Here is a 25,761-nt window from a genome sequence, read left to right as displayed (position 1 = left end):
CCTACTCTACAACGCGTGGATCCCGAAACGACCGGCACCACCCGGGTGCCCCTCACCCTGATCAGCGGCCTCGTCCCGGCGGCGACCGCGGACCTCGCCGAACAGGCCCGCGCGGCCCGGCCCGGCACCGCGGTCGTGCACCACGACCTGCGCGAGATCCGCGGCGGCGTCGTGCGGCGGCGGCTCCGGCTGGGCGACCGCGACGAGACGACCGTCCTGGAACTCGCGCACGGCTGCGTGTCCTGCACGCTGCGGGAGGACCTGCTCCCCCTGCTGCGCCGCCTCGCCGGCGCGCCCGGCGTGCGGCACATCGTGGTGCGGCTGGACGAGGCGATGGAGCCGGAACCGGTCTGCTGGGCGATCCGGCACGTCCTCGTCGGGGACCGGCCGGTGATCGACTTCGTGACGATCGACGGCGTGCACACGGTGCTGGACCGCGGCTCCTGGCTGGCCGACGCGACCGGCGACGACACCCTGGAGGAGCGCGGGCTGCAGGCGAGCCAGGACGACGAGCGGACCGTCGCGCAGGTCGCGTTGTCCCAGGCCGAGTTCGCCGACGTGCTCGTGCTGACCGGCACGGCCGACGCCTGGACCGACGCGAAGACCGCGGCCGTCCTGGACCGGGTCGCGCCCGCGGCCTTGCGGACCTCGCGCCTGGCCGAGGTTCCCCGGGACGCGCGACGCGGCGAGGTGACCGACATGCACGGCCCGCTCCTGCACGGCGAGCCGCCGCTTGGCGCGGACTGCGGTGTCGCGACGCTGCTGTTCACCGCGCAGCGCCCGTTCCACCCGGAACGCCTGCACGACGCGCTCGACGTGCTGCTCGACGGGGTGGTGCGGACCCGCGGCCGGGTGTGGGTGGCCAGCCAGCCGGACATGGCGCTGTGGCTGGAGTCGGCGGGCGGCGGCCTCGGCGTCGGGCACGCCGGGCCGTGGCTGGACGCGCCGGACGGTCCGGCGTGGACGGACGTGTCCCCGGAGCGGCGGACGCTGGCGTCGCTGCGCTGGCACCCGGTGTTCGGCGACCGGGCCTCGGAGATCTTCGTCGTCACGGATCAGGCCACGCCGGCCGAGATCGACGACGCCCTGTCCGGGGCGCTGCTCACCGACGCCGAGCTCGCGGCCGGGCAGCGGGAGTGGCTGACCTACGACGACCCGTTCGGCGCCTGGCACGAGGAGCCGTGCGAAGACACCGACGAGACGCAGGACGTGAACGTCACGTCCGGAACGGAGAAGCAGTGAAACCGGGCATCCATCCCGACTACCACCCGGTGGTGTTCCAGGACACCGCGACCGGCGACGCGTTCCTGACGCGCTCGACGATCACCTCGGACAAGACGATCGAGTGGAGCGACGGCAACACCTACCCGCTCGTGCTCGTCGACGTCAGCGCGTGGTCGCACCCGTTCTGGACGGGCGCGCGCCGGATCATGGACACCGCGGGCCAGGTGGAGAAGTTCCACCGCCGCTACGGAAGGCGGAAGTGATGGCCGTTCCCAAGCGCAAGACCTCGCGCAGCAACACCCGGCACCGCCGCGCCCAGTGGAAGGCCGTGAAGCCGGATCTGGTGCCGGTGGTGATCGACGGCAAGGAGCAGCTGGTGCCGCGCAGGCTGCTCGGCCACTTTCACCGGCTGGCGCGGTGACGCTCCCGGTCACCGTCCTGTCCGGGTTCCTCGGCGCGGGCAAGACGACGGTGCTCAACCACGTGCTGGGCAACACCGACGGCACGCGGGTCGCGGTGATCGTCAACGACATGAGCGAGGTCAACATCGACGCCGCGCTCGTCCGCACGCGAGAGCGGCTGGTCGAGATGACCAACGGGTGCATCTGCTGCACCCTGCGGGACGACCTGCTGGAGGAGGTGCGCCGGCTCTGCGACGAGGGCCGGTTCGACCACGTGCTGATCGAGTCGAGCGGGATCTCCGAGCCGATGCCGGTCGCGGCGACGTTCACGTTCCTGCCGCGGGCGCGGCTGGACACCATGGTGACCGTGGTGGACGCGGTGAACTTCACCCGCGAGCTGGACCGCGGCGACGAGCTGGCCGCGCGGGCCCTGGACCAGTACGAGGGTGACGAACGGACCGTCAGCGACCTGCTGATCGACCAGGTCGAGTTCGCCGACGTGCTGCTGCTGAACAAGACCGACCTCGTCGGCGAGGAGGAGCTGGTCCGGCTGGACGCGCTGCTGCGGCGGCTCAACCCGGCGGCGGAGGTGATCCGCGCCGGCTTCGGGAAGGTGCCGGTGCGGGAGGTGCTCGGGACCGGGCGCTACGACCTGGAGCGGGCCCAGCAGGCGCCCGGCTGGGTGGCGGAGCTGAACGGCGACCACGTGCCGGAAACCGAGGAGTACGGCATCTCCAGCGTCGTGTTCCGGGCCTCGCGGCCGTTCGCGCCGGAGCGGCTGTGGTCATTCGTGACGCGGGACCTGGACTCCGGCCGGTTCGGGAAGGTGTTGCGCTCCAAGGGGTTCTTCGCGCTGGCGTCCCGCCCCGGGGTGGTGGGCCTGTGGTCGCAGGCCGGTTCGGTGGCGCGGTTCGAACCGCAGGGCAGCGGTCCGGCGCGGCAGGAGCTGGTGTTCATCGGGACGGGCCTGGACCACGCGGCGCTGACGGCCGCACTGGAGAGCTGCCTCGGCGAGGAGGCCGGCCCGGACCCGTTCCCCGCGTGGGAGCCGCACGACCACGCGGCGCACTAGTCCGGCCGGTAGAGCATTCCGAGGAACTCGCGCAGCAGGCGTTCCCGCAGGGCCGGGGTGGCGGCGCCGAGCAGGGCGTTGATCCCGGCCATCCGGTCGGGCAGTCCCGCGCCACCGCCCATCCCGGCGGCGGTGAGCAGGCCTTCGAACTGCTCGCCGGTCAGCGTGTCCGGGTCGAGGGCGGCGACGAACGCGGCCACGTTCTCGTCCACCGTCACCGGTCCGGCCTCCCGGGCGGCGGCGACCGAGGCGGCGAGGTCGGCGAGGAACCCGGCCTCGCCGCCCCGGTTCGCGGCGGTGACGGTGAGGTGCAGGTTTACCGGCGAGGACCCGTGGGCGAACTGCGGCTGCACGTACCAGCCGCGGGCCCGCATCTCGTCGGCGACCGTGAACAGGTCGAAGCTGTCGTCGCCGGCGGCGAGCGCGATCAGGGTCGAGTCCGGTTCGGCGAGCAACCGCAGACCGTCGATGCTCCGGATGCCGTCGGCGCTGGCCGTCACCGCGGCCAGCGTCTGCCGGGCGAGTTCCAGGTAGCCGTCGTCGCCGAGGTGCTGCACCACGGCCCACGCGGCGGCGAGCGGGCCGCCGGAGCGGGTGGACTGGATGGTGCTGTTGAGCATCGTGTAGCCGGGCCAGTCCGCGCTGGCGAAGTAGTGCCCGCGCCGCAGCTCAGCGTCGGCGTGCAGCAGCACCGACACACCCTTCGGGCAGTACGCGTACTTGTGCAGGTCGACCGAGACGCTGGTGACGCCCTCGACGCCGAACCCGAACTCGGGCACCGGCCTGCCGAGGCGGCGGAAGTACGGCAGGACCCAGCCGCCGATGCAGGCGTCCACGTGCATGCGCACGCCCCGCGCCGCGGCCGCGGCGGCGATCGGCGCGACCGGGTCGATCACGCCGTGCGCGTAGGACGGGGCGCCGGCGACGACGAGCACCGTCGTGTCGTCGATCGCGGCGGCCATGGCGTCCGGGTCGGCGCGGAAGGTCACCGGGTCGACCGGCACCACCACGGGCCGCACCCGGAACAGGTGCGCGGCCTTGTGGAACGCGGCGTGCGCGGTCGAGGGCAGCACGATGCTCGGCTCGGCGACATCGGGGCGGCCCTCGCGCGCGGCGAGCACCGCGAGCAGGCACGACTCGGTGCCGCCGGAGGTCACCGCGCCGACCGTGGACGGGGTCCCGCCGACCAGGCGCGCGGTGGCGGCGACCAGGTCGTTCTCCAGGCGGCGCAGGCTGGGGAACGCGGTCGGGTCGAGGCCGTTGGCGGAGGAGGCGAGCGCGTGCGCCTGCGCGGCCAGCTCGTCCACACCGGACAGTCCGCTGTCGTAGACGTAGGCCAGGGTGCGGCCGCCATGGGTGGGCAGGTCGCCGGCGCGCAGCTCCCGCAGCTGGGCGAGCACCTCGCGGGCGGGCCTCATCGCGGCTCCAGGATCGAGCGGCGCAGCAACGGCAGGCCGGCCAGCACGAGGATCCCGGGCAGCAGCGCGAACCCAAGCAGGATCGCGGTGACCGCGCTGTCCGGCTGCACGGCGGAGGCGTCCACACTGGACACGTACCCGCCCGCGGTCAGCACCAGCCCGAACAGGCCCGGTCCCAGCGCCAGGCCGAGAGTCTCCGAGGCGGTCCACACGCCGGCGGTGACGCCGGCGCGGGTGGCGCCGGTGCGCTCCTCCTCGGCGCTGATCAGGTCGGGCAGGATCGCCAGCGGGAACACCTGGATCCCGGCGTAGCCGACTCCGGCGAGTGCGACGAAGACGAACGACACGCCGACCGGCAGCACCAGCGCCGCGCACAGGCCCGCGCACGCGACGCCGAAGGCGATGCAGGCGAACCGGAAGCCCCACAGCTTGCCCCAGCGCGCGCCGATGCGTGGCCACAGCGGCATGGTGACCAGCGCGGGCAGCACGAACCCGACGAACAGGTAGGTCTGCAGGTCCGCGTCGCCGAACACGTACCGGGACGCGTAGTTGACCCCGGCCAGCAGGGTGGCCAGGCCGAGCGACTGGACGAAGTAGACGCCCAGCAGCCACCGGAAGGCGCGCCACTGCCGCATCGTGGCGAGCAGCTCGCGCCAGCCCGGCGTCGGCGGGCGCAGGTTGCCGACCGGCGCACCCCGGGTGCCGAGGAACACCGCGACGGTGCCGAGCACCATGATCGCGCCCATCACGATCCCCATGACCCGGTAGCCGCTGACTCCGCCGATCTGGTTGGTGATCTCGGGGGCGCCGCCGCCGGAGACCAGGATCGCGATCGCGAGCAGGCCGATGCGCCAGCTGGTCAGGCGGGTGCGCTCGTCGTAGTTGTCGGTCAGCTCGGCGGGCAGCGCGTTGTAGGGCACCTGGAAGAAGGCGAACGCGGTGGCGCACAGGAAGAACGCGAGCACCACGTACCCGGCGTCCAGCGGGGTGCTGCCGAACCCGGGGTGGGCGAAGATCGCGGCGAACAGCACCGCGACGCCGAGCCCGCCGGACAGCAGGAACGGCCGCCTGCTCCCCCGCCGGTTCAGGCTCGCGTCGGACAACCGCCCGGCGACCGGGTTGAACACGACGTCCCACGCCTTCGGCACGAGCACGATGGCCCCGGCGACCGCGCCCGGCACCGCCATCGTGTCGGTGAGGTAGGGCAACAGCAACAGGCCGGGCACCGTGCCGAACGCGCCGGTGACGAACGACCCGGCGGAGTAGCCGAGCCTGGTCTTGGCCGGTAGGGCGACCATGGTCCTCCGATCTGCACCCGGTGATCGCCCGCATCGTGTCATCGATCACGGCCCGGGGAGCGCCCGGGGCGCGAATTCGTTATGAGACGACGAACGCGCGGGAGGCGCCGGTGAAGGGAGTGATCGTGCCGTCCAGGGACTTCGCGTCGCCTGCGTGGACCACCCGGTACTTGCCGACCGGGGTGTCCGGCGGGATGTCCCAGGTGATCGTCGCCGTGGACTCGGCCAGGAAGGTGCGCCGCCACCGGTACTTGGTGGACCAGTCGCCGTCGTCGGCGTGGCGGACCCAGGTGCCGCCGTCCAGGCGCTGGACCTCCAGGAACGTCCCGTTGCGGTGCAGGTCGTTCTTCGGGTGGCCGGTGACGAACTCGACCAGCACCTGCTCGCCCCGCCGGTAGCTGCTTCGCGCCTCGGTGAGCACGTCGCCGAACCGCTTGAGCAAAGGTGGCGAGTCCACCACCACGCCGGGCTGGAAGTTGAGCTGGTCGCCGGACAGGTCACGCGGCCGCGGGCCGCGGGGGACGCTCGTGCCGGCCCGCATCGCGGCCGCGAGCCGGGCGAACTCCTGCTGGTAGGCGGGCAGCGTGTAGCGGCCGAAGAGCGTGGACGCGCCCTCGTACTGCTGCGAGTCGTACTCCTCGGGCGTGGTGACGTACTGGCTGTACGCGTTGGCGTAGCCCTGCATGATCACGTTCTCCAGCGGCACGCCCAGCTCGGCGGCGACGGTGCGGCGGATGCGCAGCCCGGCGACGATCGTGTACTCGGCGGGCCCGGCGACGAGGTGGAGCTGCCCGAGCCGCAGGATCTGCAGCGGCAGCACCTCCGGCGCCCACGGGTAGGGTTTCATGGCGCCGAACGGCACCGCGATCACCTTCGGCGCGTGCGCGTCGGCCAGCGCCTGCGGGATCGGCGCGTCCATGCCGCCGAGCGCGTCGACGAAGGGGTTGCGGACGCCCTCGGGCAGCGGGAGCCCGGGGCCGTCCTCGGTGCTGCCGGCGAGCATCGACACGCCGATCGCGGCGGTGGCCGTGGTGCGCTGCCGTCCGTCCGGGGTGTACCGGCCGTCCACGGTCACGCGGGACATGTCCACGTAGCAGAAGCGGTAGTCGAGCGGTCCGGTGACGGCTGTGGTGGCGTTGTCGAAGGCGGCTTTCGCGGCGGTGAACTGGCGTTCGCCGATGATGCGGGTGTTCTCGAACTCGTCCTCGGTGGGGCCGGAGCCGGGCTTGAGGTTGAGGTTCGGGGACATGTCGCCGGAGTTGGTCTGCGGGAAGCACGCGACGAACTGCGGTGCGCCGTCGAGGTAGCGGGTGCCGCGCCCGTGTTCCCAGGCGTAGGCGGCGTAGCCCTTGTTGTCGCCGCTGATCAGCTTGTTCGCGTTGGTCATCGAGGTGCCGTGCGTGGCGAACCAGGCGATGGCGCCGATGTCGCGGCCGCCCTGGCGGAAGCGGAGGACCGTGACGGCCGGGTCGATGGCGAGCGGGAAGTGGTCCTTGTCGGCCTGCGGGTTGAGCTCGAAGGCGGTGCGGGACCGGTTGACGCTGGCGTCGGTCAGCTCGGTCCGGCCGAGGCTGATCGTGCCCGGCGCGAGGTTGTCGTGCGCCTGCTGGATGGCCTCGGTGATGCCGTCGACCTGGGCGTCGTAGGTCTGCCGCTGGAAGCCCAGGATGGACAGGTTGTAGGCGGCGTACCAGGACGATCCGCCGCAGCCCGCGTGCGTGTGCGTGGCGTTGAGCAGCACGTTGTGCTCGGTGTAGAGGTCGCCGTACCGCCCGGCGAGCCGGGCGAGCACCCCTTGGTGCACGGACTGGAACAACGCGCCGACGTCGGCGTTGACGAACACGATCCGGCGGCCACCGGGTTCCGCGACGATGTACGCGCGGGCGCGGGTGCGCTGGTGGATGCCGGCGGTCTGCTGCTGCGGCATGGAGTAGCCCATCATGCCGCACTCGGCCGCGGGCCCGGTGACGTCGGAGATGCCGACGCCGACGAGATAGCCCTGGTCCGCCGCGGCGCGGGTGGAGACCAAGCCCGCGGCGAGCGGCGCGACGGCCACCCCGGCGAGGACACTCCTGCGGCTCACCGGCATCGGCGACCCTCCCTCCAGACGTGAAGCCGTTTCAGGTTTCACGGAGCCTAGAGGAGCCCGTCCAGCGCTGCCAACCCTTCGATCGGGTGGCCCAGCCGTCGCACATCTTCGACATCGTGCGATCGCGGGGGCTCAGCCGATCACCTCAGCAACCCGCCGCAGGGTCCCCGCGTCCCCACGCAGCAGCAACGTCGTCACCACGGTTTCCTCCCAAGCCGCCAGCTCCGCCCGGATCTTCTCCGGCGGCCCGATCAGCGAGGTGTCCTCGACCAGCGAGGTGGGGATCGCCGCGGCGGCTTCGGCCTTGCGCCCGGCGAGGTAGAGCTCCTGCACCTTCTCCGCGACGTCGGCGTACCCGAGGCGGGCGAACACGTCCTTGTGGAAGTTGACCTGCTTGGCCCCCATGCCGCCGATGTAGAGGGCCAGCGACGGCTTGATGAACCCGGCCGCGGTCTCCACGTCGTCGTGCACGATGACCGGCACCGAGGCGGCCACCTCGAAGTCGGCTTGCGTGTGCCGGGCGCCCGGGCGCGCGAAGCCCTCGGCGAGCGCTTCCCGGTAGAACGGGTCGCTCTTCGGGGAGAAGAACAGCGGCAGCCAGCCGTCGCAGATCTCGGCCGCCAGTGCGACGTTCTTCGGGCCCTCCGCCGCCAGGTAGATGGGGATTTCCGGGCGCAGCGGGTGCACTGTGGACTTCAGCGGCTTGCCCAGCCCGGTCCCGTTCTTCAGCGGCAGCTGGTACTGCTCGCCGTCGAAGGTCACCGGCTCCTGCCGGGCCACCACCCGCCGCACGATCTCGACGTACTCCCGCGTCCGGGCCAGCGGCCGCGGGTAGGGCTGCCCGTACCAGCCCTCCACCACCTGCGGCCCGGACGCGCCGAGACCCAGGATGAACCGGCCGCCGGAGAGGTGGTCCAGGGTCATCGCGGCCATCGCGGTGGCGGTCGGGGTGCGGGCCGACATCTGGATGATGTTGGTGCCGAGCTTGACCCGCGAGGTCGCCGCGCCCCACCAGGCCAGCGGGGTCAGCGCGTCCGAGCCGTACCCCTCGGCCGTCCACACCGAATCGAACCCCAGCTCCTCCGCCGTGCGGATCGCGTCGAGCGCCCCCTCCGGCGGGCCGGAGGACCAGTAACCGATGTGATAGCCGAGCTTCACGACACCTCCCGGGGAACGTAATGGGTGGGACTGTCCCGTTCGGACAGCGGCGGCAGGTTGCGGGCCGGTGTCTCCACCAGCGGGGCGTCCGACGGGACCTCGCCGCGCACCCGCCGCCACGCCGCCCTGGCGCGCGGGTGGTAGCGGCGGTCGTGCGGCACGAACCGGAACGCGAGACCGATCGCGCGGCCGGCCAGCCGGTGCAGCACCTCGTTCCGGCGCGACCAGGAGTAGCCCAGCCGCTCGCGCACCGCCGGGTGGTACAGACCGACGGTCCACCACACGAACGACTTCGCGATCACCACGCGCAGCACCCGCCAGACCGGGTCCGGCATCCACGACACGAACGGCGGCTTGGCGATGCCGGCGATGTCCAGCACGTCCCTGGTGGCCTTGTTGTCCTCCAGGACCTCGGTGCACATGTGGTCCCAGTAGGCCTGGAACTCCTCCCACGAGCCCGGCACCGGCCGCATGCTCAGCCCGTAGAGCCGGTACCACTCGACGTGCTCGTCGAACAGCCGCCGCTTGTCCGCCTCGCTCAGCCCGCCCATCATCCGCTCCGCGGCGACCACGGTGAGCATGAAGAACGTCGAGTGCGCCCAGTAGAACGTGCCCGGGTTCAGCGCGTGGTAGCGGCGGCCGCGGGAGTCCACGCCGTGGATCGTCTCGTGGTAGCCGCGCACCGCGCGGGCGGTCTCGGCCGCGCGCGGCCCGTCGTAGACCACGCCGCCGATCGGGTAGAGCGAGCGGAACAACCGCTCCCACCGCTCGGCGAAGAACCGCGAGTGCTCCTCCACCCCCGCGCCGAGTTCCGGGTGCATGTTCTGCAGCGATCCCGCCCACAGTGCCATGAGCAGGGTCCGCCAGTCGCCGAAGTACTTCCACGTCAGGGAATCGGGGCCCAGGGGCTGCGGTGCCATGATCCGAACGCTACAATTGACAACACCTGTAGTCAATTGTGAGGGCGGATGGCGGAGAAGACCTGGGCGGGCACCACCCTGAGCGACCGCCGGGCGGCCCGGCGCGCCCAGCTGCTCGACGCCGGGCTGGACCTGCTCGGCACCGAGGGCAGCGCGGCGGTCACGGTGCGCGCGGTGTGCCGGCACGCGAAGCTCACCGAGCGGTACTTCTACGAGAGCTTCGCCGACCGGGAGGAACTGGTGGTCGCGGTCTACGAGCAGGTCGCCGCCGAGGCCCACAGCGCCATCGCCGGCGCGGTGCCGGACAGCCGCCGTGACCCGGCCCAGCGGGCCGAGGCGGCGGTCACCGCGTTCGTCGAGCTGATGCTGGACGATCCACGCAAGGGCCGGGTCCTGCTGCTGGCCCCGATCACCGACCCGGCCCTGTCCGCACGCGGGATGGCGCTGCTGCCCGCCTTCGCCGGCCTGATCCGCGAGCAGCTGCCCGCGCGCATGGACGCGCTGGAGAAGCAGCTGACCGCGATCGGCCTCGTCGGCGCGCTGACCCACCTGTTCACCGCCTACCTGTCCGGCACCCCCGAGATGCCCCGGGAGCGCCTGGTCGAGCACTGCGTGCGCCTGCTGGTGCGGTCGTCCTAAGCGGACTCGCGCTCCGCCACCAGCTGCAACGCGATGTCGATGATCATGTCCTCCTGACCGCCGACGTAGCGCTTCTCCCCCACGCGGTAGAGGATTTCGTGCGCGGGCACCTGGTAGCGCTCCGCGGCGCGCTCGGCGTGCAGCAGGAAGCTGGAGTACACCCCGGCGAAGCCCTGCACGATCGACGACCGGTCCATCACCGGCAGCCGCGTGATGAACGGCTTCACCACGTTCTCCGCGGCGTCCATCAGCACGTCCTTGTCCACACCGGTCGCGACGCCGAGCCGTTCGAACACCGCGGCCAGCACCTCGGTCGGCGAGTTGCCCGCGCCCGCGCCGAGCGCGACGAGCGAACCGTCGATCTGCTTCGCGCCCGCCCGGTGGGCGAGCACCGAGTTCGCGACGCCGAAGCTCAGGTTCTGGTGGCCGTGGTAGCCCACCTGCGCCGCGTCGCCGAACTCCGCGACCAGCGCGGCCACCCGGTCGGCGGCCTCCTCCAGGATCAGCGCCCCGGCCGAGTCGACGACGTACACGCACTGGCAACCCGCGTCGACCATGATCCGGCCCTGCTTCGCCAGCGTCTCCGGCGTGGCCATGTGCGACAGCATGAGGAACCCGACGGTCTCCAGCCCGAGTCTGCGCGCCTCGGTGAAGTGCTGGATGGACACGTCCGCTTCGGTGCAGTGCGTGGCGATCCGCACCGCGCCCGCGCCGAGGTCGGCGGCGGCCTCCAGATCGGCGACCGTGCCGAGGCCGGGCAGCAGCAGCACCGCGATCTTGGCCTGCTTGGCCTCCTCGACGGCCGCGGCGATCAGCTTCCGCTCGTCCACCAGAGAGAAGCCGTAGTTGAAGGTCGACCCGCCGAGCCCGTCGCCGTGGGTCACCTCGATCAGCGAGATCCCGGCCGCGTCGAGCGCGCGCACGGTGTCCCGCACGTTCTCCTCGGTGAACTGGTGGGCCATGGCGTGGCTGCCGTCGCGCAGGCTCGTGTCGACGAGCCGCACCTCCCGCTCGGTCATGCCGGCACCTCCTGCGTCCGGTTCGCGGCCAGCAGCTCGCCGACGCGGGCGGCAGCGGCGGTCATGATGTCCAGGTTCCCGGCATAGGGCGGCAGGTAGTCGCCGTTGCCGGCGACCTCCAGGAACACCGCCACCCTGGCGCGGCCCTGCCAGCCGGGCCGCGGGTCGTCGAACTGCGGCGCCGCCTTGAGCGTGTAGCCGGGCACGTACTCCTGCACGTCGGCGACCATCCGCTCGATGGAGGCGGTGATCGCGTCGCGGTCGGCGTCCGGCGAGATCGCGCAGAACACCGTGTCGCGCATGATGAGCGGCGGTTCGACCGGATTGATGATGATGATCGCCTTGCCCCTCGCGGCGCCGCCGACGATCTCCAGCCCGCGCGCGGTGGTCTGGGTGAACTCGTCGATGTTGGCGCGCGTGCCCGGACCCGCCGACCGCGACGACACCGACGCGACGATCTCGGCGTAGGGCACCTCGGTGACCCGCGCGACGGCGTGCACGATCGGGATCGTGGCCTGGCCGCCGCAGGTGATCATGTTGAAGTTCGCGGCGCCCAGCTGGTCCGGCAGGTCCACCGCGGGGCAGGTGAACGGGCCGACGGCGGCCGGGGTCAGGTCGACGGCCTGGATGCCGGCCTCGGCGTAGCGCGGCGCGTTGGCCAGGTGGGCCTTGGCGGACGTGGCCTCGAAGACGATGTCCGGCAGCTCGTCACGGGACAGCAGCCAGTCCACGCCCTCGGCCGAGGTCTCCACGCCCAGCGCGGCCGCGCGCTTCAGGCCGTCCGATGCCGGGTCCACCCCGACCATGTACGCGACCTCGATGTGCTCGCTGCGCCGCAGCTTGACGAGCAGATCGGTGCCGATGTTGCCGGGTCCGACGATCGCGGCCCGTGCCTTCCGGGTGCTCATGCGCCCTCCTTCCGGGGTCGGCTCCACGGTGCGCCCCGGAGTGCGGCACACTCAACGCATGTGTGCCGCTGAGCGGGACGACGGGATGACCGCCGCCAGGATCGCCGCGCTGCTCGGCGCGTTCCGGCCGGGCGATCAGGCGCTGGGCGCGTCCGAACTCGCGCGCCGCACCGGCCTGCCGAAGTCGTCGGTGCACCGGCTGACCGGGCACCTGGTCACGCAGGGACTGCTGGAACGGGACGGCACCGCGGTGCGGCTCGGGCTGCGGCTGTTCGAGATCGGGCAGCTCGCCGGCCGCGAACGCGGGCTCGTCGACGCCGCCCGCCCCTACCTGGCCGATCTGCGGGAAGCCACGCGCAACACGGTGCACCTGGCGGTGCTGGAGGGCACCGAGGTGGTGTACCTCGACATCGTGCGCGGCCCGGACGCGCCGGCTCTGCCCTCGCGCATCGGCGGCCGTTTCCCCGCGCACGCCACCGCGGTGGGCAAGGCGATCCTGGCGCACTCCCCCGCGTCCGTGCTGGACACCGTGCTGGCGGCGGGCCTGACCAGGGTCGGCCCGCGCACGATCACCGCGCCCGGGCTGCTGCGGCGGCAGCTGACCAGGATCCGCGACGAGGGGGTCGCCTACGAGCGGGAGGAATCCGGGGTGGGCGTAACCTGTGCAGCCAGTCCAGTGCTCGGCGCGACCGGCCGGGCACGGGCCGCGATTTCGATCTCGGGCTGGAGCAACCGGGTCCGGGTCGAGCGCGTCTCTCCAGCGGTGCGCACGGCGGCTCTCGCTTTGTCGCGAGCCTTGCCGTAGGGTCTCGCGCACCAGCGGGGATGATCGACATGTACGGTCCCGTGGCGCTCGCCGGGCCACGGGGATGTTAGGGAGGATTGGCGTGACCACCGCGACCACCCAGGTAGACGACCTTCGGCTCGTGGCTGCACCGACCGCCGTCAGCTGCGCCGAGATGTTCGTCCGTTTCGCCCTCCTGGAGTGGAAACTGCGGCCACTGGCCGACGACGCGGCGACCGTCATCCGGCACCTGGTGCGGTCCTCGGTGGAAGGGGCGGACCGGCGATCGCCCCGCTTCCTGACCGTCCGGTTGCGCCTGCACCGCGACGTCGTGGTCGTCGAACTCGACGACGACCGCCCCGGCGAACCCCCCGAGCTGCCCGGCTGGACCATCAACACCGTCGCCCTGCCCGGCGGGCACCGCACGGCGTGGTGCGAGCTGCCGCTGCCGGCCGGCCTGACCGGGGCCCTCCCGACGCGCTCCCCGCACCGCATGCCCAGCCCGGCGACCGAGTACCCGGCCGAGGAGCCGTTGCCGGAGCCGGACTTCCTGGACTCGCAGATCCTGCAGCGCGTGCTGCACGGGCTCAACGGCTCCTCGCGATAGCGCTTTCCGGCGCCCGGCTCAGGCCAGGCCGCGCACCGCCTGGGCCGGTGGCCGGTCCCCGGCGATCGTCGCCACCATCTCCAGCACGCGGCGCGTCTGCTGGACCTCGTGCACCCGGAACACCTGCGCACCGTCCCTGGCCGCGAGCGCGGTGGCGGCCAGGGTGCCGTCCAGCCGTTCCGTGACGTCCGCGCCGAGGGTCTCCCCCACGAAGTCCTTGTTGGACAGTGCCATGAGGACCGGCCAGCCGGTCGCGGTCAGTTCGCTCGCGTGCCGCAGCAGGGCGAGGCTGTGCCAGGTGTTCTTGCCGAAGTCGTGCGTCGGGTCGATCAGGACCCCGCCGCGGGGCACGCCGAGCGCCACGACCTCCTCGGCCCGGCGGGTGATCTCCTCGATCACCTGGCCGACGACGTCCTCGTAGCGGACGCGGAACGGGCGCGTGCGCGGCACCGCTCCCCCGGTGTGCGAGCACACGTACCCGGCGCCGAACTCGGCCGCGACCTCGGCCAGCCGCGGGTCGGCGCCCGCCCAGGTGTCGTTGAGCAGGTCCGCCCCGGCCTCGCAGGCCAGCCGTCCGACCTCGTGCCGCCAGGTGTCCACGCTGATCACCAGGTCCGGGTGCCGCCGCCGGATCTCCGCGACGAACGGCACCACCCGGCGGGTCTCCTCGTCGACCCCGACGTCGCTGCCGGGGCCGGCCTTGACCCCGCCGATGTCCACGATGTCCGCGCCCTCCGCGACGGCGCGGTCGACCGCCGCCAGCGCGTCCGGGTCCGCGAAGGACGCGCCCCGGTCGTAGAACGAGTCGGGTGTGCGGTTCACGATCGCCATCACGAGCGCGCGGTCGGCGACGACGCGCCGCCCGCGGAAGACCAAGTCGACTGCCACGAGTTCATCATGCCTGCCGTGGCGGGGGCGCGATAACGCGCGTTATGCCCTAAGTTGCTTCCAGGAGAGCGAAGGGGGTGCGCGGCGGATGGCCACCCGACACGGCCAGGGCGACAGCCACAGCAGGGAACGCTTCCTGCAGGCCGCGCTGACGGTTCTCCTCAAGCAGGGCGTTTCCGGGCTGACGGTGCGCAGCGTCGCCGAGGCGGCCGGCACGTCGACGATCGGGGTCTACACGCGTTTCGGCGGCCGCAACGGCGTTCTGGACGCCTTGTACGAGCGCACTTTCGAGATGCTGCACGAGGAGTTCCGGGCGGTGCCGCCGGTTTCCGGCGATCCGGCGGCGGGGATCCTCGCGCTGGCCCGCGCCTACCGACGGTTCGCGCTGGACAGCCCGGCGCGGTACGCGTTCATGTTCGAGCAGTCGGTGCCCGGGTTCGACCCGGACCCGGACCTGCGGGCGTTCGCGCAGCGCAGCAGCTTCGACCTGCTCGTGGACCGGGTGGCGCCGGTGACGCCGCCCGGCCGCGACCCGAACGTCACCGGATACCTGATCTGGACCACGATGCACGGGCTGGTGAGCGTCGAGCTGACGCACCGCGCGCGCAACCCGCCGCCGAAGTGGTTCATCGAGACCACCGACGACGCCTACGACGAGGTGTTCGGCTCCGGCATCCGCGCGATGATCAACGGGCTGGACCTCGAACTCGCCTGAGCCACTCCCGCACCCCTCCGCCCCCGCGACGCGACACCCCCGCACGAAGGGACACCGCGCCCCCGCACGCATCGAAGCGCCGACCCGAGTCACTCCCGCGGCGTCGGCCTCGGGCCGCGGCCGCCACTCGGCCCCGGGAACGACCGTGGCCCCCGGTCCAAGCAGGACCGGGGGCCACGGATCAGTCACTCAGCCGGGAGGGCTCACGCACCGCCCGAGAGCTTCTCGCGCAGAGCCGCGAGCTGCTCGTCGCTGGCGAGGGTGCCGCCGCTGCGCGGCTCCGAGCCGCCGCCGGTCGAGCTGTAGTTCTGCTCGCCGCCGCCGACCGGACCACCGGTGGCCTCCTCGGCCGCCGCCTGGGCGCTGGCCTCGGCAGCCTTGGCGATCTGCCGCATGTGGGCCTCGTAGCGGGCGTGCGCCTCGGCGTACTGGCGCTCCCACTCCTCACGCTGCTTGTCGTAGCCTTCCTGCCACTCCTGCGTGTCGGGGTCGAAGCCCTCGGGGTAGATGTAGTTGCCCTGGTCGTCGTACTCGGCGGCCATGCCGTACTGCGTCGGGTCGAACTCGGTGTCGGTGGTGAAGCCCTCGTTGGCCTGCTTCAGCGACAGCGAGATCCGGCGGCGCTCCAGGTCGATGTCGATGACCTTGACCATGACCTCGGTGCCGACCTGCACGACCTGCTCCGGGATCTCCACGTGGCGCTCGGCCAGCTCGGAGATGTGCACCAGGCCCTCGATGCCCTCCTCGACGCGGACGAACGCGCCGAACGGGACGAGCTTGGTGACCTTGCCCGGCACGATCTGGCCGATCGCGTGGGTGCGGGCGAACTGGCGCCACGGGTCTTCCTGGGTCGCCTTCAGCGACAGGGACACGCGCTCGCGGTCCATGTCGACGTCCAGCACCTCGACGGTGACCTCCTGGCCGACCTCGACGACCTCGGACGGGTGGTCGATGTGCTTCCAGGACAGCTCCGAGACGTGCACCAGACCGTCGACGCCGCCGAGGTCGACGAACGCGCCGAAGTTGACGATCGAGGACACGACGCCCTTGCGGACCTGGCCCTTGGCGAGCGCGTTGAGGAACTCGCTGCGGACCTCGGACTGGGTCTGCTCGAGGTAGGCCCGGCGGGACAGGACCACGTTGTTGCGGTTCTTGTCCAGCTCGATGATCTTCGCCTCGAGCTCGCGGCCGACGTAGGGCTGCAGGTCGCGCACGCGGCGCATCTCCACCAGGGAGGCGGGCAGGAAGCCCCGCAGGCCGATGTCGAGGATCAGGCCGCCCTTGACGACCTCGATGACGGTGCCCTTGACGGGCTCATCCTTCTCCTTGAGCTCCTCGATCGTGCCCCAGGCGCGCTCGTACTGGGCGCGCTTCTTGGACAGGATCAGCCGGCCTTCCTTGTCCTCCTTCTGGAGAACGAGGGCCTCGACCTCGTCACCGACGCTGACGACCTCGCCGGGATCGACATCGTGCTTGATGGACAGCTCACGCGAGGGGATGACGCCCTCGGTCTTGTAACCGATGTCGAGCAGCACCTCGTCGCGGTCGACCTTGACGATGGTGCCCTCAACGATATCGCCGTCGTTGAAGTACTTGATCGTCTTGTCGATCGCGGCGAGGAAGTCTTCCTCCGACCCGATGTCGTTGACGGCGACCTGGGCGGCGCCGGACGTCGGGGCGGTGGTGGTGTCGGTGGTCATTAGGTGGGTTGCTCCGGTTGGTTTACGGCTCGAGTAGGTTTGCAGTTTGCGCGCGCGGTGAGCGTGCGACGGCAACCATGAGCAAACGTTCACAACGGAACGGCCGCGGAGCATCACCGCCGACGGTGCGCGACCCGGAACCCGGCTCAGCTCTGCCGAGTGGAAGGTAGCGCGAACCCACTGCGCTAGAGATATCGTACGCGGCCGCCCACGCGCGGCACAAACAGGGTCGCCCGCACGGACGCGGCGGGGCTGACCGGTGAGAATACCGGTGTGACGACGGCGGCAGACGACAACGGCGGCGACCTCGACCCGGACCGGCACGCCCGCGCCGAACACCGGCTCGGCACGGTCGGCGTGGCGCACCGGCAGGTGACCGCGGACGAGGCGACGGCGGCCAACCTGGCCTGGTGGGACGCCGACGCCGACGACTACCAGGCGGCCCACGGCGGCTTCCTCGGCGACGCGGACTTCGTGTGGTGCCCGGAGGGCGTGCGGGAGGCCGACGCCCGGCTGCTCGGCGACGTGCGCGGCCGCCGCGTGGCCGAGATCGGGTGCGGCCAGGCGGCGTGCTCGCGCTGGCTGGCCACCGCGGGCGCGCACCCGGTCGGGCTCGACCTGTCGGCCGGGATGCTCCGGCACGCCCGCGCGGGCGCGGCGCGCACCGGGATCGAGGTCCCCCTGGTCCAGGCGACGGCCGAGCGGCTGCCGCTGGCGGACGGCAGCGTCGACGTGGCCTGCTCGGCCTTCGGCGCGCTTCCCTTCGTGGCCTCGATCGAGACCGTGTTCGCCGAGGTGCGCCGGGTGCTGCGGCCGGGCGGGCCGTGGGTGTTCGCGGTGACCCACCCGATCCGGTGGATCTTCCCGGACGACCCGGGGCCCGCCGGGCTGACCGCGAGCCAGCCGTACTTCGACCGCACCCCCTACGTGGAGGTCGACGGGGACGGGAAGGCGACCTACGTCGAGTACCACCGCACGGTGGGCGACTACGTGCGGGCGCTGGCCGCCACCGGGTTCGCGCTCGAGGACCTGATCGAGCCGGAGTGGCCGGCCGGGCACACCCGGGTGTGGGGCCAGTGGAGCCCGTTGCGGGGCAAGCTCTTCCCGGGCACGGCGATCTTCCGGGCGCGCGCGTGCCCGTGAGCGCGGCGCTGCTGTCCGCGCAGCGGGCCCGGTTCAGCGCGCTGGACCCGCTGCTGCCGCCCGCCGCACCGCCGCCGGAGGGCGAGGTGCTGACCGCGGCGACCGCGGACGGCACCCGCGTCACCGGGGTGGTCCAGGTCCAGCGGCACCAGCCGGGCGCGTTCGACCTGCTGTGGTCGGCCGCGCAGGTTTGGCAGCTGTTCCCGTGCGTCGGGGACACCGGGACCGCGGGCATGGACGCGCTGCTGCGGGCCTGGCGGCGCCGGATGGACCGCGAGTCGCCCGGCGCGGACTCGTCGTGCACGGTGACCTGGCCGAGCCGGGACGCCGAGGCGGTGCGCGCGTTCCTCGACCACGGCCTGGTCCCGCTGTCCGTGCTCGCCGTGCGCACCGGCCCGCCGGTGGAGCACCCGCCCCCGCCGGGGGTGACGATCCGCCGCGCGCGGCCGGAGGACCTCGAGGAGGTCGTGGCGCTGTCGCTGGTCACGTTCCGCTACTCCAGCCTGGTCGCGGGGCCGTGGCGGCCGGGGACCGCGGAGCTGATCATCCCGCGGCTGGAGCGCAACCTCGCCGCGGACGCGCCGGTCTGGCTCGCCGAACGGGACGGTGTCGCCGTCGCGCTGGCCGACTGCGGCTGGGTCGAGTCGGCGCCCGGGTCGTGGGCCGCCGAGTTGCTGCCCGCCGGGCAGTGGGGTTACGTCAACAACGTGGCGACCAGCGAGCACGCGCGCGGCGAAGGCATCGGCAGGGCGCTGCTGAGCCGGGTGCATCGCGAGTTCGCCGACCTCGGCGCCCGCGCGACCTACCTCTACTACAACCCGGCCAACCCGCTGTCCTCGGTGTTCTGGCCGCGCCAGGGGTACCGGCCGCTGTGGTCGTACTGGGAGGTCCGGCCGGCGTCCGCGCTGCGCTGACCCCCGAGTTGCGGGCTCCAGGGGACGGGCGTAGCTTTTGAACTGACCAGTCAGTTCAAAAGAGGGGGATCCTGTGCGGGTGCACGCCGACCGGGTCACCGTCGAAGGTCCGCACGGCACGGTGCTGCCGCCGACCTCGCTCACCGTCGCCGAGGGCGAACTCGTCTTCGCGCACGGCGAGCCGGGCGCCGGGGTGACCGCGTTCGGTCTCGCCCTGACCGGGCGGATGCGGCCGACGACCGGGCTCGTGACGCTCGACGGCAAGGCGGACGCCGCGGAGCTGCGCCGCGTCAGCGCGGTGGTGGACGCGCCGGAGATCACCGCGCCGGAGGGCTCGCTGCCGGTGCGGATGGTCGTCGCCGAGGAGCTGTCGATCGGGAAGCTGCCCGCGGGCAAGGACGCCGTCGCGCGGTGGCTGTCCGAGCACGACCTCGCCGGGCGCGCGGAGGTGCGGTTCGAGCACCTGTCCCCCGCCGAGCGCACCCGGCTGCTCACCGCGCTGGCCGCGGCGCGGCCCGGGGTGCGGCTGATCGTGCTGGACACCCCCGACCGGCACACCAGCGACGTCGGGACCTGGGCGGACCTCGCCCGCGACCACGCCGAGCGCGGCTTCGCAGTCGTCGTGCTGACCGCGACCGCTCCGCCCGGGGTGCTGCCCGCTCCCCCGGCGCTGCTCGGCCACACCGAACAGCCCGAACCCGAACTCGTGCAAGGAGATCCGCAGTGACCGGCCTCCGGCTCGCCGCCGGGGAACTGCGCCGCCTGACCTCCGGCAAGCTGCCCAAGCTCGCCGTGGCCGCGCTGGTGCTCGTCCCCCTGCTGTACGCGTCGTTCTACCTCTACGCCAACTTCGACCCCTACGGCCGCCTCGGCAAGCTCCCCGCGGCGATCGTGAACGAGGACGCGGGCTCCGCCGACCGCAACGTCGGCGACGAGGTCACCTCCTCGGTGGTCGGGTCGGGCACGTTCCAGTGGCACGAGGTCTCCGCGGCCGAGGCCGACGCCGGGGTGCGCGACGACCGCTACGCGTTCACGATCACGATCCCGCGCGACTTCTCCGCCGCGCTGCTCTCCAGCGGGAACTTCACCCCGCAGCGCGCCACGATCCAGCTGACCACGAACGACGCGAACAACTACCTCTCGCACACCATCGCCAACCAGGTCGCCGAGCAGATCCGCGACACGATCGCGGAGAAGGTGGGCAGCGAGGCCGCGAACCGGTTCCTGATGGGCTTTTCGACCATCTACCAGCAGACCCAGCAGGCCGCGACCGGCGCCACCCAGCTCGCCGACGGCGCGAACCGCCTGCTGTCCGGCCAGCGGCAGCTCGCGGACGGGGCGCAGCAGCTGGCCACCGGCAGCGCCCAGCTGTCGTCCGGGCTGTCCACGCTCCGGTCGAGCACCGCGACCCTGCCGCAGAGCACCCGGCAGCTGGCCGACGGCGCGCAGCAGGTCGCCGACGGCAACAGCCAGGTCGCCGCGGCCGGGTCCACCGTCGCGAGCGGGTCCGCCCAGCTCGTGCGCAACCTCGACGACGTGAACAACCAGCTCACCGACCGGCTGCGCGCGGCCGGGCTGTCCGAGGCCGACATCGAGCGGGTGCAGGGCGTGCTGGGCGATCTGCGGGCCCCGGTCGACCAGGCCAACGCGAAGGTCCAGCAGACGTCGTCCCAGCTGAACCAGCTCGCCGATGGGGCACGGCAGGTCGCGGCCGGCGCCGCCACGCTCGCGAACTCCGCGCCCGCGCTGTCCGGCGGGATCGCGCAGGCGGCCGACGGCGCGAGCACGCTCTCGGCCGGCGCGAATCAGCTCAACGACGGTGAGAAGGCCGCGTTGTCCGGCTCGCAGGAGCTGGCAACCGGCGCCGGGCAGCTCCGGGACGGCCTGAACAACGGGCTGCAGCAGATCCCCAACCCCAGCGACCCGACGCGGACCGCGACGGCGGACACGATCGCCGACCCGGTCGCGGTCAACTCGGTCGGCGTCGCCTCCGCGGGCACCTACGGCGCCGGGCTGGCCCCGTTCTTCCTCGCCCTGGCCACCTGGATCGGCGCGTTCGTGCTGTTCCTGCTGATCCGGCCGCTGTCGTCGCGGGCGATCGCGGCGGGCACCGCGCCGCTGCGGGTCGCGCTCGGCGGGTGGCTGCCCTCGGCGCTGCTGGGCATCGCGCAGGTCGTGGTGTTGTTCGCCGCCGTGACCTGGTTCGTCGGCATCCACATCGCGCACCCGGTGGGCGCGCTGGCGTTCGCGATCCTGGCGTCGCTTACGTTCACCGCGATCGTGCACGCGCTCAACGCGTTCTTCGGCGCCGTCGGCAAGTTCCTCGGGCTGGTGCTGCTGGTGCTCCAGTTGGTCAGCGCGGGCGGCACGTTCCCGTGGCAGACCCTGCCGGACGCGCTGTACCCGCTGCACGTCGTGCTGCCGATGGGGTACGTGGTCGACGGGCTGCGGCACCTGCTCTACACCGGCGCGTCGCTGCGGAACCTGCTGGACATCGGGGTGCTGGTCGCCTACCTGGCAGGCGCTCTCGCGGTGTCGGCGCTGGCGGCGCGTAGGCAACGGGTGTGGACGGTGTCCAAGCTGCAGCCGGAGCTGTCGCTGTGAGCCCGCGCGGCGAAAGCACCAAGCAGAAGCTGTTCGAGGCGACGCTGCGGCTGGCCACGGAGAAGGGGCTGCCCGGGCTGACGGTGGACGAGATCGCGGCGGCGGCCGGGGTCGCGAAGGGCACCGTGTACTACAACTTCGGCAGCAAGGACGGGCTGATCGACGCGCTGCTGCGCTACGGCGTCGGTCAGCTCGCCGAGCGGCTGCGGGCGCACGCCTCCGAGCCGGACCCGGTGGCCGCGCTGGAGTCCCTGGTGGACACCGGGCTGGAGTTCATCGCGGGGCACCGCGGGTTCTCGCAGATCCTGGTCAGCGAGCTGTGGCGGACGCCGGGCCAGTGGCAGGAGACGCTGTCGCTGCTGCGCGAGGACATCGTCTCCATCGTGAAGGAGCAGCTGCAGCGGGTGGCCGACGCCGGCCGCCTGCCGCCGGGGATCGAGGTGCCGACCGCGGCGGCCGGGCTGTTCGGCACGCTGCTGGTCGTCGCGCTGGACTGGCAGGTGTTCCAGCCACAGCGCTCCCGCGCCGAGGTGCGCGAGGGCATCATGCTCCTCGTGCGGGGTGTGGCCCGCGCAGATTAGTTCCCGCTGGTTGTCGATTCCGGGGCCGCTCGTTCGCCGTCAGGGCGCGGGCGTCACCAGGGCGCCCCCGAGGAGAGGATCGACATGCGGAAACTGGTGGTCACGGCGTTCGTGACGGCCGACGGCGTGATGCAGGCGCCGGGCGGCCCGGACGAGGACCGCGACGGCGGCTTCGCCCACGGCGGCTGGGCGGTGCCGTTCATCGGCGAGCGGGTGCTGGAGCTGATGCTCGAGTTCACCCGCGGGGCAGGCGCGCTGCTGCTCGGCCGGAAGACCTACGAGGAGTTCGCCGCCACGTGGCCGCCGGCCGACGACCCGTTCGGCGACGTGGTGAACGGCCTGCCGAAGTTCGTCGCCTCGCGGACGCTGAGCGAGGTGGGCTGGCACAACTGCACGCTGCTGCGCGGGGACGCCGCCGAGGCGGTGGCCGAGCTCAAGCGTGGCGAGGGCGGGGACATCCAGGTCCACGGCAGCAGTGAACTGGTGCAGACGCTCCTGGCCCACGACCTGGCCGACGAGTTCCAGCTGCTGGTGTTCCCGGTGCTGACCGGGCCGGGGAAACGGCTCTTCGGCGACGGGACGACCGCGGGCGGGCTGGAGCTGACCCACTCGGAGCGGCTGCCGCGGGGCGGGCTGCTCCACCGTTACCGGCGCGCGGGCGGGCTCGAATGTGGTGCGATGGGCCCGGAAACGGGCAACTGGTGAGCGGGGACGAGACGATGCCGCAGTACGCGATCCTGATCTACGAGAAGGAACTTCCCGGCGGCGTGGCCGACATCCCGCCGGAGGTCATGGAGGCCAACCTGGCCGTCGGGCCGAAGATCGAGGCCATGGGGGCGCGGGTGGTGCACGAGCAGGGACTGCAGCCGGTGGCGCGGGCCCGCACGATCCACCAGGGCGGCGCGGTGACCGACGGCCCGTTCCTGGAGAGCAAGGAGGTCATCGCCGGGTTCTTCGTGGTCGAGGCCGCCGACCTCGACCAGGCGGTGGCCATCGGGAAGCTGCTGCCGATCATGGACGGGGCGGTCGAGGTGCGGCCGTTGATGGAGGTGTGACCGGGGTCCGGGACGCCGTCGCCGTCGCGCACCGCCGCGAGTGGGCCAGGGTGCTCGCCGCGACGGTGCGCGTCACGCGTGATCTCGACCTGGCGGAGGAATGCGTCCAGGACGCCTACGCCGCCGCGCTCGACTCGTGGGCCCGCGACGGCGTCCCGGACCGCCCGGCCGCGTGGCTGACGACCGCGGCGCGGCACAACGCGCTGGACGCCCTGCGGCGCGCGGCGACGCTGCGCGCGAAGCTGCCGTTGCTGGTCGAGGCCGCGCCGGACGGCCCGGTCGCCGACGACCCGCTGCGGCTGGTGTTCCTGTGCTGCCACCCGGCGTTGTCGCCCGAGGCCCAGGTGGCGCTGACGTTGCGGCTGGTGTGCGGCGTGCCGACCCCGGACGTCGCGGCCGCGTTCCTGGTGCCCCCGGCGACGATGGCGGCCCGGATCACGCGGGCGAAGAAGAAGATCGCGGCGGCGCGGATCCCGTTCCGCATGCCCGCGCCGGCCGAGCTGCCGGAGCGGCTGGACGCGGTGCTGACCACGATCCACCTGCTGTTCACGACCGGGCACACGGCGCCGTCGGGCGAGTCGCTGATGCGGGTGTCGTGCGCCGAGCGGGCACTGGAACTGGCGCGGCTGCTGCGGGAGCTGGTGCCGGACTCGCGAGAGGTGCGCGGGTTGCTGGCGTTGCTGCTGGCGGGACACGCGCGCCGGGCCACGCGCACGGACGCGTCGGGGCGGCTCCTGCTGCTGTCCGAACAGGACCGTTCCCGCTGGGACCGCGGCGCGCTGGCGGAGGCGGACGAGCTGGTGGTGTCGGCCCTGCGGGGCGGCCCGCCAGGACGGTTCGCGCTGCAGGCGGCGATCGCGATGCTGCACGCGAGCGCACCGTCGTACTCGGAGACGGACTGGCCGCAGATCCTGGTGCTGTACGACGAACTGGCGAAGGTGTGGCCGTCCCCGGTGGTGGCGCTGAACCGGACGGTGGCGGTGGCGATGGTGGACGGCCCGGCGCAGGCCCTGGCCGAGGTGACGGAGCTGGAAGACGACCGCCGGTTGTCCGGGTACCGGTACCTGCCCGCGATCAAGGCCGATCTGCTGCGGCGATTAGGCCGGTTCCCCGAGGCCGCCGGGTGTTATGCGGAAGCACTGCGCCTGACGGAGAACGAAGCCGAACGCGCGTTCCTGGCGAACCGCCTCGCCGAGATGCGGGAAAGGGACGCCCCGGGTTGACGCGCCGCGCTCGGCGGCCCACCGCCGGGGCGCTCCCCTGGGCATGCGGTCCCGGCGGGCGCCGAGCAAACGGCCCAACGGACCAGCGGCCACACCTGCCCGTCATCAAGACCGATCCCCGCCCGACATAGGCCCGCTATCAAGGCAGGTCGCGCCGGGCATGGGGAGCCTCCGGGGCCGGCGGCCGGAGCTGCCTGCCGCGGGGCTCAGCGCACCATGGGCCGCAGCTGGCCGATCTGGTGCGTGGACGTCGCGTGGCCGTCCAGGGCCCGGCGCACCGCTTCGAGCACTCCCTCGCCGATCTCGGCCTGCGCCAATGACCGGTGGGCGTCGTAGCCGGAGACCGTGCCCAGTTGCACCACCTGGGTCGGGTGCAGCGGCAGCAGCGGGTCGGGCGGCTCGGCCGCCCCGGTGCCGCTGAGGCCGCCCCGCACCTCCACCACCGGCGCGCCGTCGGCGAGCAGGGACTCCACCGCGCCCATCACCGACCGCCGGTACTGCTCGTGGATCCACGCGACCAGCAGGTCCGCCTGCCCGCGCAGGGCCAGCTCCGCCTTCGCTGCGAGCTCCCGCGGCCGGTCCCAGTGCGCCTCGACCCAGATCGCCTTCCCACCGCCCCACGGGCGGATCGTGCCGTCGCGGAAGGGCCGGTGCCCCGGCGGCCGCATCGACCGCCGGGCCGCCTCCCCCGGCCGCACCTCGCAGTCGAGCGGGTGGTACCGCCGGGACGGCAGCACCACGTGCCAGCCCTCCCGCGTCAGGACTTCGGCGAGCCCGGCCAGCATCCCCGTACCCGCCAGGATCAGCGCTTTCCGGCCAGCCATGACCCCACGCTACCTGCTGCTCCCGGCACGGGCAGCCTCGCGACGTGGCGTTCTCCCGCCCGCAACGCGCCGGACACATTTCCACGGCGAAGCGCCCGATCCGGCCGGAAACCGGCGAAGATCAGCCCCAGTCCTTGCCCGGGTCGAACGCGTGCGGCTGGGTGAGGCTGAACCAGTTGCCGGAGTCGTCGCGGAACACGGCCTCGATCCCGTACGGCCGTTCGGCAGGCTCCTGCAGGAACGTGACCCCGCGGGCGGCCAGTTCGGCGTGCGTCCCGCGGCAGTCGGCGGTCTTCCACACGCCCCCGCCGAGCGCGCCCTTGGCCACCAGTTCCCGGATCTGCTTCTCGGTCTCCGCGTCGTGCTGCGGGGGCCCCGGCTTCATGAGGATGAAGTCGAGGTCCGGCTGGCCGGCCGGGCCGACCGTGAGCCAGCGGAACTCGCCGATCCGCAGATCCTGCCGCACCTCGAAGCCCAGCTTCTCGGTGTAGAACGCCTTCGCCGAGTCCTGGTCCAGCACGTAGACGCTGGAGTGGGACAGCCCCTTGATCATCGCGAACCTCCTGTGGTCGATGGG

The 25,761-nt window shown here is 72.7% G+C and carries 27 protein-coding genes; 16 read left to right on the top strand and 11 right to left on the bottom strand.

Annotation, left to right across the window (positions count from 1 at the left end):
• The first annotated feature begins 15 nt into the window (after positions 1 to 15).
• Genes mrf through ACCP09_RS01850 form a run of 4 tightly spaced genes read left to right on the top strand, consistent with a single transcriptional unit; the run spans position 16 to position 2,697 of the window.
• Positions 16 to 1,242: a ribosome hibernation factor-recruiting GTPase MRF gene (mrf, locus tag ACCP09_RS01865; protein WP_433742740.1), complete on the top strand. Its 1,227-nt coding sequence runs from the start codon at positions 16 to 18 to the stop codon at positions 1,240 to 1,242.
• Complete coding sequence (locus ACCP09_RS01860; RefSeq protein WP_017988074.1) at positions 1,239 to 1,487, top strand: type B 50S ribosomal protein L31; 249 nt, start codon at positions 1,239 to 1,241, stop codon at positions 1,485 to 1,487. The genes mrf and ACCP09_RS01860 overlap by 4 nt, the downstream gene beginning before the upstream one ends.
• The gene (rpmF, locus tag ACCP09_RS01855) at positions 1,487 to 1,645 is read left to right on the top strand and encodes a 50S ribosomal protein L32 (RefSeq protein WP_017988073.1); all 159 of its coding nucleotides are present in this window, start codon (positions 1,487 to 1,489) and stop codon (positions 1,643 to 1,645) included. Before ACCP09_RS01860 ends, rpmF begins: the two co-directional genes overlap by 1 nt.
• A complete protein-coding gene (locus ACCP09_RS01850) occupies positions 1,642 to 2,697 on the top strand; it encodes a GTP-binding protein (RefSeq protein ID WP_433742737.1) in 1,056 nt (351 codons plus the stop codon). The genes rpmF and ACCP09_RS01850 overlap by 4 nt, the downstream gene beginning before the upstream one ends.
• Here ACCP09_RS01850 and ACCP09_RS01845 read toward each other — a convergent pair.
• The 5 genes from ACCP09_RS01845 to ACCP09_RS01825 all read right to left on the bottom strand — a co-directional run bounded on the left by ACCP09_RS01845 (position 2,694) and on the right by ACCP09_RS01825 (position 9,580).
• Positions 2,694 to 4,115 carry a pyridoxal phosphate-dependent decarboxylase family protein gene (locus tag ACCP09_RS01845; protein WP_433742735.1) on the bottom strand — a complete coding sequence of 474 codons (1,422 nt, stop codon included), beginning with the start codon at positions 4,113 to 4,115 and terminating at the stop codon, positions 2,694 to 2,696. The two genes, ACCP09_RS01850 and ACCP09_RS01845, sit on opposite strands and share 4 nt — an antisense overlap.
• Positions 4,112 to 5,413: an MFS transporter gene (locus tag ACCP09_RS01840; RefSeq protein ID WP_433742733.1), complete on the bottom strand. Its 1,302-nt coding sequence runs from the start codon at positions 5,411 to 5,413 to the stop codon at positions 4,112 to 4,114. Before ACCP09_RS01840 ends, ACCP09_RS01845 begins: the two co-directional genes overlap by 4 nt.
• A gap of 79 nt (positions 5,414 to 5,492) precedes the next feature.
• Positions 5,493 to 7,502 carry a neutral/alkaline ceramidase gene (locus ACCP09_RS01835; RefSeq protein WP_433742731.1) on the bottom strand — a complete coding sequence of 670 codons (2,010 nt, stop codon included), beginning with the start codon at positions 7,500 to 7,502 and terminating at the stop codon, positions 5,493 to 5,495.
• 132 nt (positions 7,503 to 7,634) lie between these two features.
• Positions 7,635 to 8,660 carry an LLM class F420-dependent oxidoreductase gene (locus ACCP09_RS01830; protein ID WP_433742729.1) on the bottom strand — a complete coding sequence of 342 codons (1,026 nt, stop codon included), beginning with the start codon at positions 8,658 to 8,660 and terminating at the stop codon, positions 7,635 to 7,637.
• Positions 8,657 to 9,580 carry an oxygenase MpaB family protein gene (locus ACCP09_RS01825; protein ID WP_123682405.1) on the bottom strand — a complete coding sequence of 308 codons (924 nt, stop codon included), beginning with the start codon at positions 9,578 to 9,580 and terminating at the stop codon, positions 8,657 to 8,659. The genes ACCP09_RS01830 and ACCP09_RS01825 overlap by 4 nt, the downstream gene beginning before the upstream one ends.
• 48 nt (positions 9,581 to 9,628) lie before the next feature.
• On the opposite strand from ACCP09_RS01825, the gene ACCP09_RS01820 reads away from it, so the two are divergent.
• Positions 9,629 to 10,219 carry a TetR/AcrR family transcriptional regulator gene (locus tag ACCP09_RS01820; protein ID WP_027930373.1) on the top strand — a complete coding sequence of 197 codons (591 nt, stop codon included), beginning with the start codon at positions 9,629 to 9,631 and terminating at the stop codon, positions 10,217 to 10,219.
• Here ACCP09_RS01820 and dmpG read toward each other — a convergent pair.
• Together dmpG and ACCP09_RS01810 are read right to left on the bottom strand one after the other, a co-directional pair.
• Entirely contained in the window at positions 10,216 to 11,238 is a 1,023-nt protein-coding gene (gene dmpG / locus ACCP09_RS01815; RefSeq protein ID WP_027930374.1) for a 4-hydroxy-2-oxovalerate aldolase, read from the bottom strand. The genes ACCP09_RS01820 and dmpG overlap by 4 nt on opposite strands.
• Positions 11,235 to 12,146 (bottom strand): acetaldehyde dehydrogenase (acetylating), encoded by a 912-nt coding sequence (locus ACCP09_RS01810; RefSeq protein WP_433742726.1) that lies wholly within the window; start codon positions 12,144 to 12,146, stop codon positions 11,235 to 11,237. Before ACCP09_RS01810 ends, dmpG begins: the two co-directional genes overlap by 4 nt.
• Positions 12,147 to 12,204: 58 nt before the next feature.
• Between ACCP09_RS01810 and ACCP09_RS01805 the strand changes: the two genes are divergently transcribed.
• Entirely contained in the window at positions 12,205 to 12,951 is a 747-nt protein-coding gene (locus ACCP09_RS01805) for an IclR family transcriptional regulator (protein ID WP_026153989.1), read from the top strand.
• A 121-nt stretch (positions 12,952 to 13,072) separates the two neighbouring features.
• Positions 13,073 to 13,537: a hypothetical protein gene (locus tag ACCP09_RS01800; RefSeq protein WP_228684711.1), complete on the top strand. Its 465-nt coding sequence runs from the start codon at positions 13,073 to 13,075 to the stop codon at positions 13,535 to 13,537.
• An 18-nt stretch (positions 13,538 to 13,555) separates the two neighbouring features.
• On the opposite strand, the gene folP is transcribed toward ACCP09_RS01800, so the two are convergent.
• Entirely contained in the window at positions 13,556 to 14,368 is an 813-nt protein-coding gene (gene folP / locus ACCP09_RS01795) for a dihydropteroate synthase (RefSeq protein WP_167499190.1), read from the bottom strand.
• A gap of 145 nt (positions 14,369 to 14,513) precedes the next feature.
• Between folP and ACCP09_RS01790 the strand changes: the two genes are divergently transcribed.
• Positions 14,514 to 15,140, top strand: coding sequence for a TetR/AcrR family transcriptional regulator (locus tag ACCP09_RS01790; protein ID WP_123682408.1), 627 nt, complete (start codon positions 14,514 to 14,516; stop codon positions 15,138 to 15,140).
• Positions 15,141 to 15,343: 203 nt separating this feature from the next.
• Here the strand turns inward: ACCP09_RS01790 and rpsA are convergent, their stop codons facing one another.
• Positions 15,344 to 16,840: a 30S ribosomal protein S1 gene (gene rpsA / locus ACCP09_RS01785; RefSeq protein ID WP_433742723.1), complete on the bottom strand. Its 1,497-nt coding sequence runs from the start codon at positions 16,838 to 16,840 to the stop codon at positions 15,344 to 15,346.
• 273 nt (positions 16,841 to 17,113) lie between these two features.
• Here rpsA and ACCP09_RS01780 point away from each other — a divergent pair, with 273 nt between their 5' ends.
• The 8 genes from ACCP09_RS01780 (at position 17,114) to ACCP09_RS01745 (ending at position 24,360) form a co-directional block, all read left to right on the top strand.
• The gene (locus tag ACCP09_RS01780; RefSeq protein ID WP_431910448.1) at positions 17,114 to 17,983 is read left to right on the top strand and encodes a class I SAM-dependent methyltransferase; all 870 of its coding nucleotides are present in this window, start codon (positions 17,114 to 17,116) and stop codon (positions 17,981 to 17,983) included.
• Positions 17,974 to 18,897 (top strand): GNAT family N-acetyltransferase, encoded by a 924-nt coding sequence (locus tag ACCP09_RS01775; protein ID WP_123682410.1) that lies wholly within the window; start codon positions 17,974 to 17,976, stop codon positions 18,895 to 18,897. The genes ACCP09_RS01780 and ACCP09_RS01775 overlap by 10 nt, the downstream gene beginning before the upstream one ends.
• Positions 18,898 to 18,970: 73 nt before the next feature.
• Positions 18,971 to 19,624, top strand: a complete 654-nt coding sequence (locus ACCP09_RS01770) for an ATP-binding cassette domain-containing protein (protein WP_433742720.1) — start codon at positions 18,971 to 18,973, stop codon at positions 19,622 to 19,624.
• On the top strand, positions 19,621 to 21,501 hold the full coding sequence (locus tag ACCP09_RS01765) for a YhgE/Pip family protein (protein WP_027930382.1): 1,881 nt from the start codon (positions 19,621 to 19,623) through the stop codon (positions 21,499 to 21,501). The genes ACCP09_RS01770 and ACCP09_RS01765 overlap by 4 nt, the downstream gene beginning before the upstream one ends.
• Positions 21,498 to 22,082 carry a TetR/AcrR family transcriptional regulator gene (locus ACCP09_RS01760; RefSeq protein ID WP_433742717.1) on the top strand — a complete coding sequence of 195 codons (585 nt, stop codon included), beginning with the start codon at positions 21,498 to 21,500 and terminating at the stop codon, positions 22,080 to 22,082. The genes ACCP09_RS01765 and ACCP09_RS01760 overlap by 4 nt, the downstream gene beginning before the upstream one ends.
• Positions 22,083 to 22,166: 84 nt before the next feature.
• Positions 22,167 to 22,787, top strand: coding sequence for a dihydrofolate reductase family protein (locus ACCP09_RS01755; protein ID WP_433742715.1), 621 nt, complete (start codon positions 22,167 to 22,169; stop codon positions 22,785 to 22,787).
• Positions 22,784 to 23,137 (top strand): YciI family protein, encoded by a 354-nt coding sequence (locus ACCP09_RS01750; RefSeq protein ID WP_084022567.1) that lies wholly within the window; start codon positions 22,784 to 22,786, stop codon positions 23,135 to 23,137. The genes ACCP09_RS01755 and ACCP09_RS01750 overlap by 4 nt, the downstream gene beginning before the upstream one ends.
• Positions 23,134 to 24,360: an RNA polymerase sigma factor gene (locus tag ACCP09_RS01745; RefSeq protein WP_433742713.1), complete on the top strand. Its 1,227-nt coding sequence runs from the start codon at positions 23,134 to 23,136 to the stop codon at positions 24,358 to 24,360. Before ACCP09_RS01750 ends, ACCP09_RS01745 begins: the two co-directional genes overlap by 4 nt.
• A gap of 206 nt (positions 24,361 to 24,566) precedes the next feature.
• On the opposite strand, the gene ACCP09_RS01740 is transcribed toward ACCP09_RS01745, so the two are convergent.
• Positions 24,567 to 25,184, bottom strand: coding sequence for a hypothetical protein (locus ACCP09_RS01740; RefSeq protein WP_431910461.1), 618 nt, complete (start codon positions 25,182 to 25,184; stop codon positions 24,567 to 24,569).
• 121 nt (positions 25,185 to 25,305) lie between these two features.
• The gene (locus ACCP09_RS01735; RefSeq protein WP_027930388.1) at positions 25,306 to 25,737 is read right to left on the bottom strand and encodes a VOC family protein; all 432 of its coding nucleotides are present in this window, start codon (positions 25,735 to 25,737) and stop codon (positions 25,306 to 25,308) included.
• Between the last annotated feature and the right edge of the window lie 24 nt (positions 25,738 to 25,761).

It is taken from the genome of Amycolatopsis sp. 3B14 (genome assembly GCF_050958625.1).
In the GTDB taxonomy this organism is placed as follows: domain Bacteria; phylum Actinomycetota; class Actinomycetes; order Mycobacteriales; family Pseudonocardiaceae; genus Amycolatopsis_E; species Amycolatopsis_E thermoflava.
The sequence above is the reverse complement of the archived record's forward strand: the minus strand, read 5'-3'. Positions and strand labels throughout refer to the sequence as shown.